The sequence below is a fragment of the Actinospica acidithermotolerans genome (assembly GCF_018139625.1).
GTDB lineage: Bacteria > Actinomycetota > Actinomycetes > Streptomycetales > Catenulisporaceae > Actinospica > Actinospica acidithermotolerans.
Map to the genome: position 1 here is coordinate 1 of NZ_JAGSOH010000019.1, position 15177 is coordinate 15177.

General features: G+C 71.1%; 18 protein-coding genes. 9 read left to right on the plus strand and 9 right to left on the minus strand.

The window, feature by feature from the left end:
• From KDK95_RS38175 to KDK95_RS09580, 4 genes are all read left to right on the plus strand, one after another.
• Positions 1 to 113, plus strand: a 113-nt coding sequence (locus KDK95_RS38175; RefSeq protein ID WP_372463296.1) for an SHOCT domain-containing protein, incomplete at its 5' end; no start/stop codon positions are given.
• 74 nt (positions 114 to 187) lie between these two features.
• A complete protein-coding gene (locus KDK95_RS09570; protein WP_212517704.1) occupies positions 188 to 613 on the plus strand; it encodes an SHOCT domain-containing protein in 426 nt (141 codons plus the stop codon).
• A 126-nt stretch (positions 614 to 739) separates the two neighbouring features.
• Positions 740 to 1429 (plus strand): alpha/beta hydrolase, encoded by a 690-nt coding sequence (locus tag KDK95_RS09575; protein WP_212517705.1) that lies wholly within the window; start codon positions 740 to 742, stop codon positions 1427 to 1429.
• Positions 1430 to 1459: 30 nt separating this feature from the next.
• Positions 1460 to 1861, plus strand: a complete 402-nt coding sequence (locus KDK95_RS09580) for a DoxX family protein (protein WP_212517706.1) — start codon at positions 1460 to 1462, stop codon at positions 1859 to 1861.
• 12 nt (positions 1862 to 1873) lie between these two features.
• Here KDK95_RS09580 and KDK95_RS09585 read toward each other — a convergent pair whose 3' ends face one another.
• Both KDK95_RS09585 and KDK95_RS09590 read right to left on the minus strand, forming a co-directional pair.
• Complete coding sequence (locus KDK95_RS09585; RefSeq protein WP_212517707.1) at positions 1874 to 4111, minus strand: MMPL family transporter; 2238 nt, start codon at positions 4109 to 4111, stop codon at positions 1874 to 1876.
• 309 nt (positions 4112 to 4420) lie between these two features.
• Positions 4421 to 5116 carry a TetR/AcrR family transcriptional regulator gene (locus KDK95_RS09590; RefSeq protein ID WP_212517708.1) on the minus strand — a complete coding sequence of 232 codons (696 nt, stop codon included), beginning with the start codon at positions 5114 to 5116 and terminating at the stop codon, positions 4421 to 4423.
• 159 nt (positions 5117 to 5275) lie between these two features.
• Between KDK95_RS09590 and KDK95_RS09595 the strand changes: the two genes are divergently transcribed.
• Positions 5276 to 5851 carry an NUDIX domain-containing protein gene (locus tag KDK95_RS09595; protein ID WP_212517709.1) on the plus strand — a complete coding sequence of 192 codons (576 nt, stop codon included), beginning with the start codon at positions 5276 to 5278 and terminating at the stop codon, positions 5849 to 5851.
• 41 nt (positions 5852 to 5892) lie between these two features.
• Here the strand turns inward: KDK95_RS09595 and phoU are convergent, their stop codons facing one another.
• From phoU to KDK95_RS09610, 3 genes are all read right to left on the minus strand, one after another.
• On the minus strand, positions 5893 to 6543 hold the full coding sequence (phoU, locus tag KDK95_RS09600; protein ID WP_212517710.1) for a phosphate signaling complex protein PhoU: 651 nt from the start codon (positions 6541 to 6543) through the stop codon (positions 5893 to 5895).
• A 64-nt stretch (positions 6544 to 6607) separates the two neighbouring features.
• Entirely contained in the window at positions 6608 to 7180 is a 573-nt protein-coding gene (locus KDK95_RS09605; protein ID WP_212517711.1) for a Clp protease N-terminal domain-containing protein, read from the minus strand.
• Positions 7177 to 7401, minus strand: a complete 225-nt coding sequence (locus tag KDK95_RS09610) for a helix-turn-helix domain-containing protein (RefSeq protein WP_212517712.1) — start codon at positions 7399 to 7401, stop codon at positions 7177 to 7179. The genes KDK95_RS09605 and KDK95_RS09610 overlap by 4 nt, the downstream gene beginning before the upstream one ends.
• A 251-nt stretch (positions 7402 to 7652) precedes the next feature.
• Here KDK95_RS09610 and KDK95_RS09615 point away from each other — a divergent pair, with 251 nt between their 5' ends.
• A complete protein-coding gene (locus tag KDK95_RS09615; RefSeq protein ID WP_372463295.1) occupies positions 7653 to 9410 on the plus strand; it encodes an esterase in 1758 nt (585 codons plus the stop codon).
• A gap of 129 nt (positions 9411 to 9539) precedes the next feature.
• Here the strand turns inward: KDK95_RS09615 and KDK95_RS09620 are convergent, their stop codons facing one another.
• Positions 9540 to 9869, minus strand: coding sequence for an antibiotic biosynthesis monooxygenase family protein (locus tag KDK95_RS09620; protein WP_212517714.1), 330 nt, complete (start codon positions 9867 to 9869; stop codon positions 9540 to 9542).
• A gap of 178 nt (positions 9870 to 10047) precedes the next feature.
• Here KDK95_RS09620 and KDK95_RS09625 point away from each other — a divergent pair, with 178 nt between their 5' ends.
• On the plus strand, positions 10048 to 10728 hold the full coding sequence (locus tag KDK95_RS09625; protein ID WP_212517715.1) for a GAP family protein: 681 nt from the start codon (positions 10048 to 10050) through the stop codon (positions 10726 to 10728).
• Here KDK95_RS09625 and KDK95_RS09630 read toward each other — a convergent pair.
• Together KDK95_RS09630 and KDK95_RS09635 are read right to left on the minus strand one after the other, a co-directional pair.
• Positions 10725 to 11072, minus strand: a complete 348-nt coding sequence (locus tag KDK95_RS09630; RefSeq protein ID WP_212517716.1) for a hypothetical protein — start codon at positions 11070 to 11072, stop codon at positions 10725 to 10727. The two genes, KDK95_RS09625 and KDK95_RS09630, sit on opposite strands and share 4 nt — an antisense overlap.
• Positions 11073 to 11194: 122 nt before the next feature.
• Positions 11195 to 12070 (minus strand): aldo/keto reductase family oxidoreductase, encoded by an 876-nt coding sequence (locus KDK95_RS09635; RefSeq protein ID WP_212517717.1) that lies wholly within the window; start codon positions 12068 to 12070, stop codon positions 11195 to 11197.
• A gap of 142 nt (positions 12071 to 12212) precedes the next feature.
• Here KDK95_RS09635 and KDK95_RS09640 point away from each other — a divergent pair, with 142 nt between their 5' ends.
• Positions 12213 to 13076 (plus strand): helix-turn-helix domain-containing protein, encoded by an 864-nt coding sequence (locus tag KDK95_RS09640; protein ID WP_212517718.1) that lies wholly within the window; start codon positions 12213 to 12215, stop codon positions 13074 to 13076.
• 119 nt (positions 13077 to 13195) lie between these two features.
• Positions 13196 to 13630: a hypothetical protein gene (locus KDK95_RS09645; protein WP_212517719.1), complete on the plus strand. Its 435-nt coding sequence runs from the start codon at positions 13196 to 13198 to the stop codon at positions 13628 to 13630.
• Positions 13631 to 13728: 98 nt separating this feature from the next.
• Here KDK95_RS09645 and KDK95_RS09650 read toward each other — a convergent pair whose 3' ends face one another.
• Complete coding sequence (locus KDK95_RS09650; RefSeq protein WP_212517720.1) at positions 13729 to 15150, minus strand: FAD-binding oxidoreductase; 1422 nt, start codon at positions 15148 to 15150, stop codon at positions 13729 to 13731.
• Between the last annotated feature and the right edge of the window lie 27 nt (positions 15151 to 15177).

Sequence of the window (15177 nt, forward strand, 5' to 3'; positions counted from 1 at the left end):
GCTCCGACATGGACAGCAAGATCTCCCGGCTCAAGGAGCTCGGCGCGCTGCACGACCAGGGTGTGCTCACCGACGCCGAGTTCGAGGCGCAGAAGGCCAAGGTCCTGGCCTAGCCGGCCGGGCCTCGGCAGGTGCTCGACGACAGGCCCGGCTCGCCCGAGCCGGGCCGAAGGGAAAGGAAACCCCGGTGAACTACCCGTTGCTCAACGTCTTCCTCACCACCATGTGGTTCTTCCTGTGGATCCTGTGGTTCTTCCTGCTGTTCCGGATCTTCGGGGACATCTTCCGCGACCACGAGCTGAGCGGCTGGGGCAAGGCGGCCTGGTCCGTGTTCGTCATCGTGCTGCCCTTCGTGGGCGTGTTCGTCTATCTGATCGCGCGCGGGCGCGGCATGGGCGCCCGGGAAGTCGCGCAGGCGCAGCGCAATGAGCAGGAGTTCCGGGCCTACGTCCGGGAGGCCGCGGGAACCGGCAGCGGACCGGTCGAGGCGGCCGACGCGAAGGGCGGCGGCGGCCAGGCCGACCAGCTGGCGAAGCTCGCCGACCTCAGGGCCCACGGCGACATCAGCGAGGAGGAGTTCCAGCGCGCGAAGGAGCACGTGCTCGCCGCGTAGCCCGCGCCGGCGACGGCGTGTCGCGGGTCGCGCGAGTGGCCAGGGACCACGCCGTGGGCTATCACAGAGCATGTGACCAATCCGGATGACCGATGGCCCCGAACCGGGTTCGTGCACGATATCGACATGGGGCAGACGGGCGGCGCGGGCGGCAGGCTCGTGGGGCTCGCGGCGGCGGCCGGTTCGACCAGCGAGCCGGCCGCCGTCGTGCTGCTGCTGCACGGCGGCCGCGCCCACTCGTACGACCCGGTCTCCCGGGGCAACCTGGCCGCCGCGCGGATGGACGCGCTGGCCAGGGGGATCCGGCGGGAGCGGACGCTGCCGGTCCTCGCGCTGCGCTACCGGGTGCGCGGCTGGAACGACGAGGGCGGGTCGCGCACCCCCGACCCGGTCAGCGACGCGTGGCTCGCCCTCGAGGCCGTCGAGAACGGCCTCGGCCCGGTCCCGGTGATCCTGGTCGGCCACAGCCTCGGCGGCCGGACCGCGGTGCGCGTCGCCGAATACCCCACGGTCCGCGCGGTCGCCGCGCTCGCGCCCTGGCTACCGCCGGACGAGCCGGTCGACCCGCTCGCGGATCGCACCCTGCTGGTCGCGCACGGGCGCCGCGACCGGGTCACGGACGTCGGCGACTCCGTCGCGTTCGCCACCCGCGCGAGCGCCGTGGCCGACGCGGTCTACCTCAAGGTGCTCGACGACGGCCACGCGATGCTGCGCCGGCCCGGCGAGTGGCGGCGGCTCGTCGTGCGCTTCGCCGCGCTGGCCGCGTTCGGCTCGTCGGCGGGCGCCCTGGACGCAGATCGGGTCGGCGGAGAATGATTTCAGACCACGAAGACGAGGAGCGGCAGAGTGTCGAAGACCCGTGAGGCGGGGAAGTCCACGGCCGCGAAGTCGGCGTACGCCCTGGCCGGGCTGCTGGCCGCGGCCGGCTTGACCCATCTGGCATACCCGAAGCCGTACGACCGGATCGTGCCGCGGGTGCTGCCCGGCCCGGCGCGCTGGTGGACGTACGGCAGCGGGGCCGCCGAGCTCGCCGTCGCCGCCGCGGTCGCCCACCCGCGCACCCGCCGGAGCGCCGCCGCCGCGGCGGCCGGCCTGCTGGTCGCCGTCTTCCCGGCCAACGTCCAGATGGCCAGGGACTGGCGCGGCCGCGGTACCACGGCGCGCAACCTGGCCTACGCCCGGCTGCCGTTGCAGGCCCCGCTCGTCGCGTGGGCGCTCCAGGTGCGGCGCTCCGCGTCTCGCGGATAGCGCGCGGCACTGTCACGACGAGACGGGTTCGGCATCGGCTTCCGCGACGCGCTCTGCGATCGGCTCCTCGCCAAGGTGCGGCAGGATCCTGTCGAGCCACCGCGGAATCCACCAGTTGACGCTCCCCATCAGGAACATGGCGGCGGGGACGATGACCAGCCGGACGACGGTCGCGTCGATCAGCACGCTGACTCCCAGGCCGAGTGCGAGCATCTTCACGACGACGCTGTTCGAGAGCATGAACGCGAAGAACACGCTGGCCATGATGAGCGCCGCGCAGCTGATCACCCGCGCGGTCACGGACAGGCCGGTGGCGACGGACTCGTGGTTGTCGTGCCGGGCGAGCCAGGCCTCGCGCACGCGGGAGAGCAGGAAGACCTCGTAGTCCATCGAGAGTCCGAAGACGATCGCGAACATCATCATCGGCACGTACGACTCGATCGGCACCTTCTCGCCGACGCCGAGCAGCGAGCTGCCCCAGCCCCACTGGAAGACCGCCACGACCACGCCGTAGGCGGCGCCGAGCGAGAACAGGTTGCACAGCGCCGCCTTGAGCGCGAGCACCGGGCTGCGGAAGCTGGCCAGCAGGAGCAGGAACGCGGCGGCGATCACCACGACGATGATCAGCGGCAGCCGCGAGCTGACCTGGTTGCGGAAGTCGAGTTGCAGGGCGATGGTGCCGGTGACGTACCCGGTCGCGCTCGTGCCCGCGACGGCCTTCGGCAGTGTGCTGTCGCGCAGGGTGCTCATCAGCGTGACCGTCGCGGCGTCCTGCGGTCCCGAGACCGGGGTGACCGTGGTGATCAGCACGTCGCCGTCCGAGGTGGCCTTGATCGGCGCGACCGAGGCGACGTCGGCGGTCGAAGACAGACCTGACCGCAGCGACGTCTTCAGGCCGGAGACCCGGCCCGCGTCGATGCCCTGGACGTCGACGACGATGGTGAACGGGCCGTTCGTGCCCGGCCCGAAGGCGGCGCTCATCTGGTCGTACGCGACGCGATCGGTGTAGCCGACCGGATCGGCGCCGGCGTCGATGTGGCCGAGCCGGAGGGAGAGCGCCGGGATCGCGAGCGCGCACAGGACGAGCAGTCCGCCGAGCAGGAAAGTCACCGGGCGCCGTCCGACGAGCGCGGCGTACGCGTGCCAGCCGCTGCCGGTCTGCGCGCTCTCGGCGATCGGCTTGCGCACCCGCAGCCGGTCGATGCGCCGACCCGCCATGCCGAGCAGCGCGGGGACCAGGGTCAGGGCACTGAGCGCACCGACGGCCACCGTGATTCCGGCGGCCAGGCCGAGCTTGCCGATGAACGACAGGCCGGAGGCGTACAGGCCCAGCAGCGCGACGATGACCGTGAGCGCGGCGGTCAGCACCGCACGCCCGCTGGACGCGAGGGTGCGCGCCGCGGCGAGATCCGGGGCGACGCCGTCGATGACCTGCTGCCGGTGCCGGGTGATCAGGAACAGGCCGTAGTCGATGCCGACGCCGAGCCCCATCATGATGGCCAGCGTGGGGGAGACGGTCGCGAAGGTGGTCGCGGCGGCCAGCATCCCGAGCAGCCCGAGCCCGGCCGCGCCGCCTATCAGAGCGCTGATGATCGGCAGGCCGGCCGCGAGCACGCTGCCGAAGCCGACGAGTAGGACGATGATCGCCACGGCGATTCCGGCGCCCTCGGAGGCGGTGTCCTTGGTGACGGGCCTGGCCGCCGTGCCGAGCGTCTCGCCGTAGTTGACCTGCACCCCGGCGGCGCGCGCGGGGGCCGTGGCCTGCTCGACCTGCGCGACGTACGAGCTGCCGAGGTCGACGGGGTTCGTGTCGAACTGGACCGTCGAGTACGCCGTGCGCCCGTCCTTCGAGGTCGTCGCGCCGGCGAGCGGGTCGGTGGCGGACAGGACGTGCGGCAGTTTCCGGACGTCGCCGATGCTCGTCTCGATCGCGCTCTCGGCGGTGGACAGTTGGCCGGAGGCGACCGCGAACACGATCTGGCCGCTCTGCCCGCCCGCCGCCGGATCGTGCGCCTGCAGCACGTTGATGCCGGTCACCGACGGCGAGCCGGAGAGGTTGAAGTCGTCGGCGTACGTGCCGCCCAGTGCGCGGTGGCCGACCGTCGCGCCGATCAGGATCAGCAGCCAGACCGCGACCACGGTCCACGCGTGCCGGGCGCACCATCCGCCGGCCCGGGCGAGCAGGCCGCGCGGCCACTCGCCGTCCGAGGCGGGGAGATCGGGCGTGCGGGTTCTGTTTCGTCGGAGCATCGAAGGCCCTTCCCGGGTGCGTCCGCGCGCTGGCGGCCCTGTCGAAGTGGATCCTATTCACATAGTGGCCACTATCGCAATAGCGCCTGCTCGCATCGGCGTGGGACAATCGCGGGGCACGGTGGGAACTCTGGGCATGGTGGGAACAGTGCGAACGCAGGCGCGGTACGGCATGGATTCGACGGCCGAGCGCCCGCCGGAAACGCCGGGAACGCCGAGAGCGCTGGCCGGGGAGATCCCGGGCAGCGCTCTCGGCGGCCGTTCGACGGCGATCACATGTTCTAGAGGCGGGACCCCGCCGCGCTCAGCTCAGTCGTCGGCGTTCTCGCCGGATCCTGACTGCTCGGCACTCGGTCCGGGCAGCTGAACACCCGTCATCGTCGCCTCGGTGAACAGGCAGGCCAGGGTGCGCTCGAACAGGTCCTCGGAGACGAAGCCGGGGTCGATGCGCCGCAATTGGACGAGCCCGTGGAAGAGCGCGATCACGACGGTCGAGATGCTCTGCAGCGGGTAGTCGGTGCCCCGCCCCTGACCCTCCAGGAGTCGGGCGATCACCCCGGTCAGCGCGTCGCGCGACTCGCCGACGCGCTCGGCGAACGTGGCCATCGACTCGGGATTGCGCACGGCGTAGAGCCAGAACTCCGCGCGCAGCGATTCGAAGGCGACGTCCTCGTCCGCGGTCTCGATCAGCAGCTTGCCGAGCCCCGCGGCGGCCGTGCCGTCCGGTTGCCGGCCGTCGATCAGCTGCGCGGCCTCGGCGATGCGGTCGCTCGCCCGCGACTCGAGCAGCGCGAGGAACAGCTCCTGCTTGCCGCCGAAGTTGGAGTAGAGCGCGCCGATCGAGAACCCGGCGCTCTCCGCGATCTCCTCGACCGAGGCTCCGGCGTATCCCTTGCGCGCGAACGTCTCCGCCGCGGCGTCGAGGAGCAGCTCGCGCGTGCGCGCCTTCGACTCGGCCCGGGTGAGGCGCTTCGGCCGCTGCGGGGCCTCCTCGTCTGTCGCCATCGTGCGAGACTATCCAGATAGTGATCACTATGTCAACGGCGCTGCCGCAACACGGCACGGCGGCGAACGGCCGTGCGGTGAACGGCTGCGCGGCGAGCAGCTGTGCTGGGAACGGGTGCGCGGCTGCACTGTCGGCGGCCCTCGGTAGGTTTTCGGTCCGTGATCAGCAACCGCGAACAGATCGCCCGAATCATCGCGTCGATCGACCCTGTCGACGCCGTCGAGCAAGACCACCGGCGCGCGGCGCTGGAGTGGATTGATTCGGGTGCCGAGCTGTACCGATCGGTGCCGCCGGACCAACCGCCGATGCACCTGGTCTCCTACTTCGTACCCTTCGACACCCGTACCGGTTCGGTACTGCTGGCCGCCCATCGCAAGTCCGGCCTCGAACTCCCTCCCGGCGGCCACTGCGAGGCTGGGGAGCTGCCGTGGCAGACCGTGCAGCGCGAGTGCGTCGAGGAACTCGCCGTCCCGGCAGCCGCCTTACCGGGGCTCGGCACCGACCCGCTGTTCGTGACGGTGACGCAGACGCAGGGCTCTGCGGTCCGCCGTCACACCGACGTGAGCCTGTGGTTCGTGATCGACGTCGATCCGGCCGATGCCCGACTTCGCCCGGACCCCGGCGAGTTCGACGGCGTGCGCTGGCTGTCGGTCGAGCAGCTACTCGCGGAACCGATCGAGGCCTTTGATCCACACATGCATCGCTTCGCGCGCAAGCTGATGTCGGCCGTCTGACGTGGTCGAGCGCGTGAGACGTCGAGGGCCGGCCGTCCGCACTACGGCTGATCGTCCCAGGGCTCGCCGGTGCCGAGGTTCTCCACGCGGTGCGCCACCGAGACCGCGTGGTCGGCGAAGCGCTCGTAGTAGCGGCTGAGCAGGGTCACGTCGATGGCCGTCTGCATCGGGTACTTGTCCTCCGCGCTCAGCAGTGCGGCGAACACGCCGCGGTGCAGGCGGTCGACGGTGTCGTCCTGCGCGTCGAGGGTGTTGGCGGCCGTGACGTCTCGCGTCTCGATGATCCGCGCCAGCCGGTTCGACAGCTGCACGCCGATCTCGCCCATCTGCGCGAAGGTGTCGCGCAGTTCGTCCGGGACCGCGCAGTCCGGGAAGCGCATCCGCGCCACGGTGGCTATGTGCCGGGCCAGGTCGCCCATGCGCTCCAGGTCCGCGCTCATCCGCAGCGAGGTGAGCAGTGCGCGCAGGTCGCTCGCGACCGGCTGCTGCTCGGCCAGCGAGCCGGGGGCCTGCACGTCCATTTCGCGGTAGAGCGCGTCGATCGCGCGATCGCCCGAGATCACCGTCTCGGCCAGCCGGAGGTCCGTTTCGAGCAGCGCCTCGGTCGCCTGGGACAGCGCCTGGCCGACCAGCCGGGCCATCTCCGCCAAGGCGTGGCCGGCGTGTTCGGACTCGTTGTAGAGATCGCGCATCGTAACAGTCTCGCAGACCATTGCGGAGGTTCGCACCGCGAACCGGCCGCGGCCAGGCCATGGCCTAGAGAGCACCGCTGATCTCCGCGCTGAGTTCTGGCGCCGAAACCCCGAGCGTGGCGAGAATACTGCGCGCCGCGCTCGCTCTCACATCCAGCAGGACCAGCGCCAGCTCCGCGGTGTCGGGGCGGCCGTCCGGCCGGGCCTCGGCGGCGCGGATCGATCGCTTGAGGCAGGCGCGCGCCTGACGGGTCACCCGCAGGTGACCGGTGACGTCGCGTTTCGCGCGGCTGGACCGTGCGGCGCCCGCACGGTCCAGCGAGCCCGGACCGAACGCCTGCTCGACGCGCGCACGGACGGCGTCGAGGTCGACGCCGATCGTGTCGAGCGCCTCACCGTCGAGATCCCTCTGCCGCGCGGCGGCCGAACGCGAGCGACGGACCAGGGCCGCCAGCTGCTCGTCGACGCGCTCCGGAGTCACGCCCCGCGCCCGGAGAATGCCGCCGACCGCGTCATCGGCCCCGGCCACCCCGTAGAGCAGGTGCTCGCAGCCGATGAAGTGCTGGCCGAAGCGGCGTGCCTGCTCCTGCGCGCGGATGACCGCGCGCCGTGCCTCGCCCTCGATGCGCCTCGTCACGATCGCCTCCCGATCCGTGGCCCGTGCTTGCGGTGCACGGTCTGCTTGGTCACGCCCAGCCGGTCGGCGATCTCCTGCCACGACCAGCCGAGCCGCCGCGCGTTCTCGATCTGCAGCACCTCCAGCCGCTCGGCCAGCTCCCGCAGCGCGGCCACCGCGCGCAGCCCGACGTCCGGGTCCTGACTCGCGGCGCCCTCGGCGATCTCGAGCGTGCTTTCCATGCCGTCAGCATATGCTGACGATCCAGCCGCGTCAACATATGCTGACGCGGCGTCCGGCGCGGCCCGGCCGGACCGGCCGGCGCCCGCTCTCTCACGAAACTGTCATCTAAATTGTTAACAATGTTGAAACCAGGGTTCTACGGTCTGGGTCTCGTACCAGCCGCGCGGTTCGACCCGCCCACGACGCCCCCCGGGCCGGGGGGAGGGGCCGGACCGTGTCCACCTTTCCCGATGCACAAGGAGGTACACGGGTGGAAATCAATCGTAGAACCGTGATTCGGGGCGCCGCGGGGGCCGCGGCCCTGACCGCGATCGGAGTCGCCGAAGGCGCCGCGGGCACGGCTTTCGCGAGCAGCTCGTCGACGAGCGGTTCGTCGACGTCGAGCGCGGCCTACTCGATCGCGCTCGACTCCGCCGCGTGGTCGTACGACGCGACCAACGACGTCTACTACCAGATCGGGAAGATGTACGTCGCGAACCCGGCGGCGACCGACTACGAGAACCTCTCGATCTACGTACCGGGCGCGTATCTGACGGCGACTCTGAACAGCGACGGGTCGACGTATACCGCGACGGTCAACAAGAAGGGCACCGTCGGCAAGTACTCGGCGCAGACGGCGCCCTTCGTCATCCCGGTCAACACCCCAGGCTACGCGGGTCAGGCCCCTGCCACGTCGTACAGCTACAGCAGCGTGTCGGCGTACCTGGAGGCCGGCCTCATCTACGTGTGGCCGGGCCTGCGCGGTCGGGACACCTCGACCAGTACGCGCAACGACGCAGCGCCCTGGGGCGTGACCGACCTCAAGGCCTCGGTGCGCTACCTGCGCTACAACCGGGACGCCCTGCCGGGCAGCACGAACAACATCTACCTGTTCGGCATGAGCGGCGGCGGCGCCCAGGACACGGTGGCCGGCACTTCCGGCGACAGCCCGCTTTACACGCCGTACCTGCGCTCGATCGGCGCTGCGATGCAGGACGCCAAGGGTCGTCCGCTCAGCGATGCCGTCGACGGTGTCATGGCCTGGTGCCCGATCACCAGCCTGCACGAGGCGAACCTGTCGTACGAGTGGAACATGGGCCAGTTCTTCTCGACCAGTACCCGGGCCTCCGGCACCTGGACGAGCGCCTACTCGGCCGACCTCGCGAAGGCCTGGCCGAACTACGTCAACAACCTGGGCCTGCGCGACAAGCACGGCAAGCGCTTGCAGCTGAGCAAGTCCAGCAGCGGCACCTACCTGGCCGGCAGCTACTACGACTATGTGATGGAGGTGATCACCACCTCGCTGAACAACTTCCTGTCCGACACCACGTTCCCGTACACCGTCACCACGCAGGGCGGCCCGCCCGGATCCGGCCAGACCGGGACCTCGACCACGTATGAGACGGTCGCGGACTACTTCGCCGCCCTCAACTCGAGCAGCACGTGGGCCACCTACGACTCCGCAACCAACACGGCGACGATCTCCAGCCTCGAGGGCTTCGTCACCAGCCAGAAGAGCGCGAGCAAGCCGGTCGGCGCGTTCGACGGATACTCGCGCGGGCAGACCGAGAACAACGTCTTCGCGATGGGACTCGACGAGCCCTCGCACTTCGCGCCGCTCACCCGCGACGTCGTCAAGGCGAACCAGGCGACGTACGCGACGTACTCCGACTGGGACTCGTCCTACGGCTACGCCGAGTACGACAGCGACTTCGCCCAGAAGGACGCCGTCGGCAAGGACATCGCCTGGCGCGTCGACGCGTACAACCCGCTGTACTACATCTCGCCGGCCTTCGGCGGCTACCGGCAGTCGCAGGTGGCGCCGAACTGGCGTATCCGCACCGGTATCGCGCAGACCGACACCGCCAACACCACCGAGATCAACGTGATGCTGGCGCTGGAGAACTACGGCATCAAGAGCATGGACTTCGCCACGGTGTGGGCCGAGGGCCACACCGAGGCCGAGCGCGCCGGCGGCGACCCCACGACGAACTTCATCGACTGGGTGGCCTCGATCGTCGCCAAATGACGCCTGACAGCTGACAGCCGGCGGCTGACGACCGGCGGCTGACGGCTGACGACCGCGAAAGCCGGATGCCCGGGTGCCCGACCGCCGATCCACGGCGGCCCGGCACCCGGGCTTTCGTCGCGCTGTGCCCTACTGCGCCTTCGGGCCGCTCTGCTGGACGACGTCGAACGACCAGATCTGCGAGGCGTGCGCGGCGGGGCGCGGCGGCTGGCCGCTCTCGGAGCCGCCGGCGTGCCCGCGGGCGAAATCCTGGGAGGCGTGCCACTTCTGGAAGTCCTCCTCGCTGCGCCAGCGGGTGTAGACGAGGTAGTCGTCCGTCCCCTCGACCGGCCGCAGCAGTTCGAACCACTCGAAGCCGTCGCTGGCCTCCACCGCGCCGGCGCGTCCGGCGAAGCGCTTCTCGAGGGTCTCGCGTGCCTCGGGCGATACCGACAGGACATTGATCTTGACGACAGACATAAGTCGGACGAGCCTTTCTGGAGGGGCGCGGGTGACGTCGCGGTCACCGCCGTTTCCGAGCATATGCCGGGACCGGACCCGCCACGCCGTGCCGTCGGGGTGCTGCCTGATTCGCTCCGTATTACCCTAATTTGGTGCTCGCGCGGGTTCAGGTACGACGTGCGGAGCGGAGTACGAGATGCTGGAAGCGGTGCCCACCGCGCTGGTCGCGGCCTTCTCGCCCTGGACGTTGCTGATCGTCGCGGGGCTGCTGAACAAGGAGCGCCCGCTGCGCCGCGCGCTGGTGTTCCTGGCCGCGGCGGCCGTCGTGACCCTGCTGGTCGGCTTCCTCGTCGTCGAGGCGCTCGGCGGCAGCGGCCTGGAGGACCACCAGCGGCACCCCACCTTCTCGCCCGCGGTCGATCTGGGCCTCGGCCTGGCGATCCTGCTGTCCGTGCCCTTCCTCGCCCGGCGCGCGTCGCGTCCGCCGAAGGACAAGTCCGCCAAGCCGCCGCGCACGTCGCGGTCCGCGCGCAAGAGGCGGCGCCGCCGTCGGGAGGAGGCCGGGGTGCTGGCGGTCATCGCGCTCGGCCTCTTCGCGGGCTCTCCCTCGCCGATGTACCTCGCCTCGCTGCACTCGGTCAGCAAGGGCCAGCCCGACGCGGTGGCCAGCACGTTCGAGGTCCTGCTGATCGCCTTCCTGGTGCTGCTGATGGCGGAGATCCCGATCCTGCTCTACGCCGCGTCCCCGGAGCGGACCACCGCGTTCCTGACCTCCGCGAACGCCTGGCTGGCGCTGCACGGCCGGATGCTCGTGGTCTTCGGCGCCGCGGCCGTGGGCAGCTATTTCACCATCGAGGGCCTCGCGCACCTGCTCTAGGCCGACGGACCGCCCGGGCCCGCGGTCCCCTTGTCGGGCACCGGCCTGGCCGCCCCGGCGCGTTTGACCACCCGGGTGCCGACCCGGAACTGGTTGCCCCCGAAGATGGGCGTGGTCATGGTGACGGTATTGCCGTCGTCGCATTTGATCTTCACGCGGCGGGAGTACCCGGCGTCGAACGCGTGCGCCACCTCCGTGTTCTCCACCACCACGCCACGGAACTCGAGTTCCAGCAGCCGCGGATCCACCTCGCGCTCGGCACCGCCGTCCTTGCCTCCGGACACCGAGACCGCGATCGTAGCGATGAAGACGACTACGCAGAAGATCAGGACGGCGGCGATCATCGGCACTCCGGTGGCGAGTCGCGTATGTATCAGAGGTCTTCGTATCATCGAAGCGCGGCGCCGCCGTCGCCGCAACCCGCGCGTCGTGGCGCGGGCTGCGTTCCCGAGCCCCCTTCGCGGGGCTACTGCTTCTCGCTGCCCACCGTGTCCAGCTCGGCGATCGCGTCATCGGGCAGCCGGAGCGCGGCGCCGGCGAGGTTCTCGCGCAGGTGCCGCGCCGAGGACGTGCCGGGGATGAGCAGCATGTTGGGCGAGCGCTGCAGCAGCCACGCGAGGGCCACGGACAGCGGCGTGGCCTCCAGGCGCGCGGCGACCTTGTGCAGCGTGTCGGACTGCAGCGGAGAGAAGCCGCCGAGCGGGAAGTACGGCACATACGCGATGCCCTGGCCGGCGAGGTGCTCGATCAGCGCGTCGTCGCGGCGGTTGGCGATGTTGTAGAAGTTCTGCACGCACACCACCGGCGCGATCGCCTGCGCCTCGGCGATCTGCTCCTGATTCACCGTGCTCAGCCCGAGGTGCCGGATCAGTCCCTGCTCGCGCAGCTCGGCGAGTGCGCTGAAGCCTTCGGCGATGGAGCCGGGCTCGGGGGAGTCGAAGCCGCCGACGCGCAGGTTGACCACGTCGAGCGTCTCGAGCCCGAGGCGCTTGAGGTTGTCGTGCACCTGCTGGACCAGTTCGGCCGGCGTGCGGGCGTGCGGCCAGCCGCCCTGCTCGTCGCGGCGCGCGCCGACCTTGGTCACGATGTGCACGTCGTCCGGATAGGGCGCCAGGGCCTCGCGGATGATCTCGTTCGTGACGAACGGGCCGTAGAAATCGGCCGTGTCGATGTGCCGGATCCCCAGTTCCACGGCCGTGCGCAGGACCTCGATCGCCGCCTCGCGGTCCTTGGGCGGCCCGAAGACGCCGGGTCCGGCCAACTGCATGGCGCCGTAGCCGAAGCGGGTGACGTCCAGGTCCCCCATGCGGAAGCCGCCGCCGGGGAGCTCGTCGCCGCTCATGTGTCCCTTCCCGCTCGCCGGTACCTCCGGGAGCTTTCCTGCGGCCACGCTAGCCACCGCGGCCGGAAACAGCCTGAGCCGCGCCGATCCTGGGAGCGAGGGGACCAGGCACGCCGCCGCCCGGGCTCGTACTGTGGAGGACATGAGCAAGACGGCGAACGCACTCGGGCACTACCTGCGGGCCCGCCGGGAGCTGATCGACCCGGCGCAGGCGGGTCTGGCGGTCGTGGGGGTGCGGCGCACCCCGGGCCTGCGCCGCGAGGAGGTCGCCACCCTGGCCGGGATCAGCGCCGACTACTACCTGCGCCTGGAGCAGGGCCGCGACCGCAATCCGTCCCCGCAGGTGCTCGAGGCCCTGGCCCGGGTGCTGCGGCTGGACGCCGCCGCCACCGAGCACCTGCTGAGCCTCGCGGCCGCCCGCCCGACCCCGGCCCGCCGCGTGCGCCGGGAGACGGTGGCAGCCGGGATCCGGCAGCTGCTCGACGTGATCAACCTGCCCGCTTTCGTGGAGAGCCGCACGTTCGAGGTGCTCGCGGCGAACCGCTTGGCCACCGCCGTCTCCCCGAACATCCGGCCGGGCGCCAACCGGCTGCGCGCGATCTTCCTCGACCCCGGCGAGCAGGAGCTGTACCCCGACTGGGAGCAGACGGCCAGGAACCTGGTCGCCGGATTCCGCGCCTCGGTCGGCAGCGACGTCGAGGACCAGCGGATCGTCCAGCTGGTCGGCGAACTGTCGTTGGCCAGCGAGCAATTCCGGCGGCTGTGGGCCCGGCACGACGTCACCGCGCTGGCCGGCGGCGCGATGCGGCTGAACCACCCGGTGGTCGGCATGCTCGAACTGCGCCGGGAGAAACTGCCGCTCGCCGACTCCGGCGGCCAGATCCTGGCGATCTACCACGCCGAGCGCGGATCCGAGGCCGCACGCCGGCTCGAGCGGCTCGAGCGGCTCGACCGGCTCGGCGCGGAGGCGTCCACCGCGCAGGAGACGGCGCGGCAGACCGCCTGAGGGTCTCGCGCAGACGCGTAGGGTGAGCACCCTTCCACTCTGAGGTTTGTTTCAAGCGTGCGCGGGCAGTAGGCAGCTCTCGAAACAAGCGCGTTACCGGGTCGGAAGGAGCCGTCGGGATGTCGGAGATCGAGCACGACCCGTCGGCGGTTCGCGAATACGAGCGGACGCTGGCCGAAGTGGCCGGGCAGCTGGCGGTGGACGAAGCCGAGGAGACCGTGGCGCTGGCCTGGATCTACGAACTCGACGAGATGCGCCGCGAGGGCCTGCGCCTGGCGCTCACGGCCCGCATCGCGGAGCGCACCGCCCGCGAGACCCTGCGCGCGGCGCAGGTCGCCGGCCGCCCGGGCGAGATCATCCGCGCCCACAACCGATTCGCCCAGATCGAGGCCGAGACCGTCGACGGCCTCGACCGTGCCGACGCCGTACTCGCGACCGTGGACGCCGCCCTGGACGCCGTCTGCCGCGCCGCCCTGGACCGCGGCCGCCGCAACGAGCAGGCCCAGCTGCGCCTGCACGCCGCCTGGGCGGCCGCCTACGGCCCCCGCGACTGATCGCCGCGTCTCAAGAACTCCCGGCCGAGGGCCGGGATCGGTTCGCATCCGGCTCGGCGTCCGCCGTTCCCCGCAACGCCGAGCCGGAAGTCTTTGCGCTAGGCCGCTGCGACGTCGGCGACCTCGGCGAGCCAATGGTTCACGTTGAGGCTGTCATGGTCCTTGGCGAGGTAGCGGTGGAAGCGGCCCTGCGGGTCGCGGGCCGCGATGATCTCCCGCAGCCGTGCCCAGTTCTCGGGCGCCATGAAGCGCAGCTGCCGATGGGTCATGTCGGAGTCGCCGAGGTACTGGCCGGCGGTGACCGGCTGCGCGTAGGCCATCGCCTCGGTCAGCCATTCGCGGTTGCGCGGGAACTCGGCGGCGTCCTCGTAGACGGTGTAGCTGGCGACGTACGCCTCGGTCTGCAGCGAGAAGGCCATGTCCGGTAGGTCGCGCATCGGCGCGTTGCTCATCCAGATGGCGAAACCCTTGTCGGTCGGGTTCGTCGTGAAAAGCGGGCGCAGGTGCTCCACGGTCCGGGCGATGCCGTCCGGTGTGTTGTCGCAGTCGATCCAGGCGTTGTCCGTGATGTACTGCCAGTGCTCCGGGTTCTGCAGCGTCTGCTGGCCGCGCTGCTCGGCGAGGGTCGAGGCGGCGCAGTCCTGGACGAAGATCGCCCGGTCGATCGCGGGGCACTCGTTGAACGGGGCCAGCGCGGCGCGGGCGGTCTCCTCGTCGTCGACCATCGCGAGGCCGGTGATCAGGAACGCGCGCTTCTCGGTGCCGTCCGGCAGCGGGATCGGCGTGGAGACGGCGACGATCTCGACGTCGGTCGAGATGCGGTGGTGCGCCTCGTAGAGCCAGGCCATGACCTCGGCGAAGTCCTCGAGTTCGTAGCCGTGCACGGTGTGGCCCAGGAATCCGAACAGCGGCCGGGTCGCGAGGTGGAAGCGCACCACGACGCCCGGGAACGCCGGTCCGGAGCCGCGCGCGGCCCAGTACAGGTCGGAGTTCTGCGTTTCGTCCGCACGCACCAGCTCGCCGTCCGCCGTCACGACGTCCACCGCGACGACGGATTCGGCGGCCCAGCCCCAGCCGCGCTGGTTCCAGCCCTGGCCGCCCTGCAGCAGGAAGCCGCCGAGCCCGACCGACGGGCAGTGCCCGCCGTTGAAGAACCGGCCGCGCTGCTCCAGGAACGGCGAGAGCTCGTCGCCGCCCTTGACCGCGGGGTTCGCGGTCACGACGCGCGTCTCCTCGTCGTAGGACATCTCGCGCAGCGCCCCGAGGTCGATGAGCAGGCCGCCCTCGCGCACGCTCCAGGCGGCCCACGAGTGGCCGCCCGAGCGGACGGCGACGGTCCAGCCCTTCTCGTTCGCCAGCCGCACTCCGCGCTGCACGTCCTCGACCGAGCCCGCGATGAGCACGGCGTCCGGCTGCCGGTCGGGACGCCGGCCGTTGAAGACCCGGCCCACGCGCGCGTCCTCCCAGTCGGCGTCGCCGGGCAGCACCAGACGCCCGTCGAATCCCAGGCTCTGAGCCATCTTCAACTCCTCGGAGGTCACCGGACC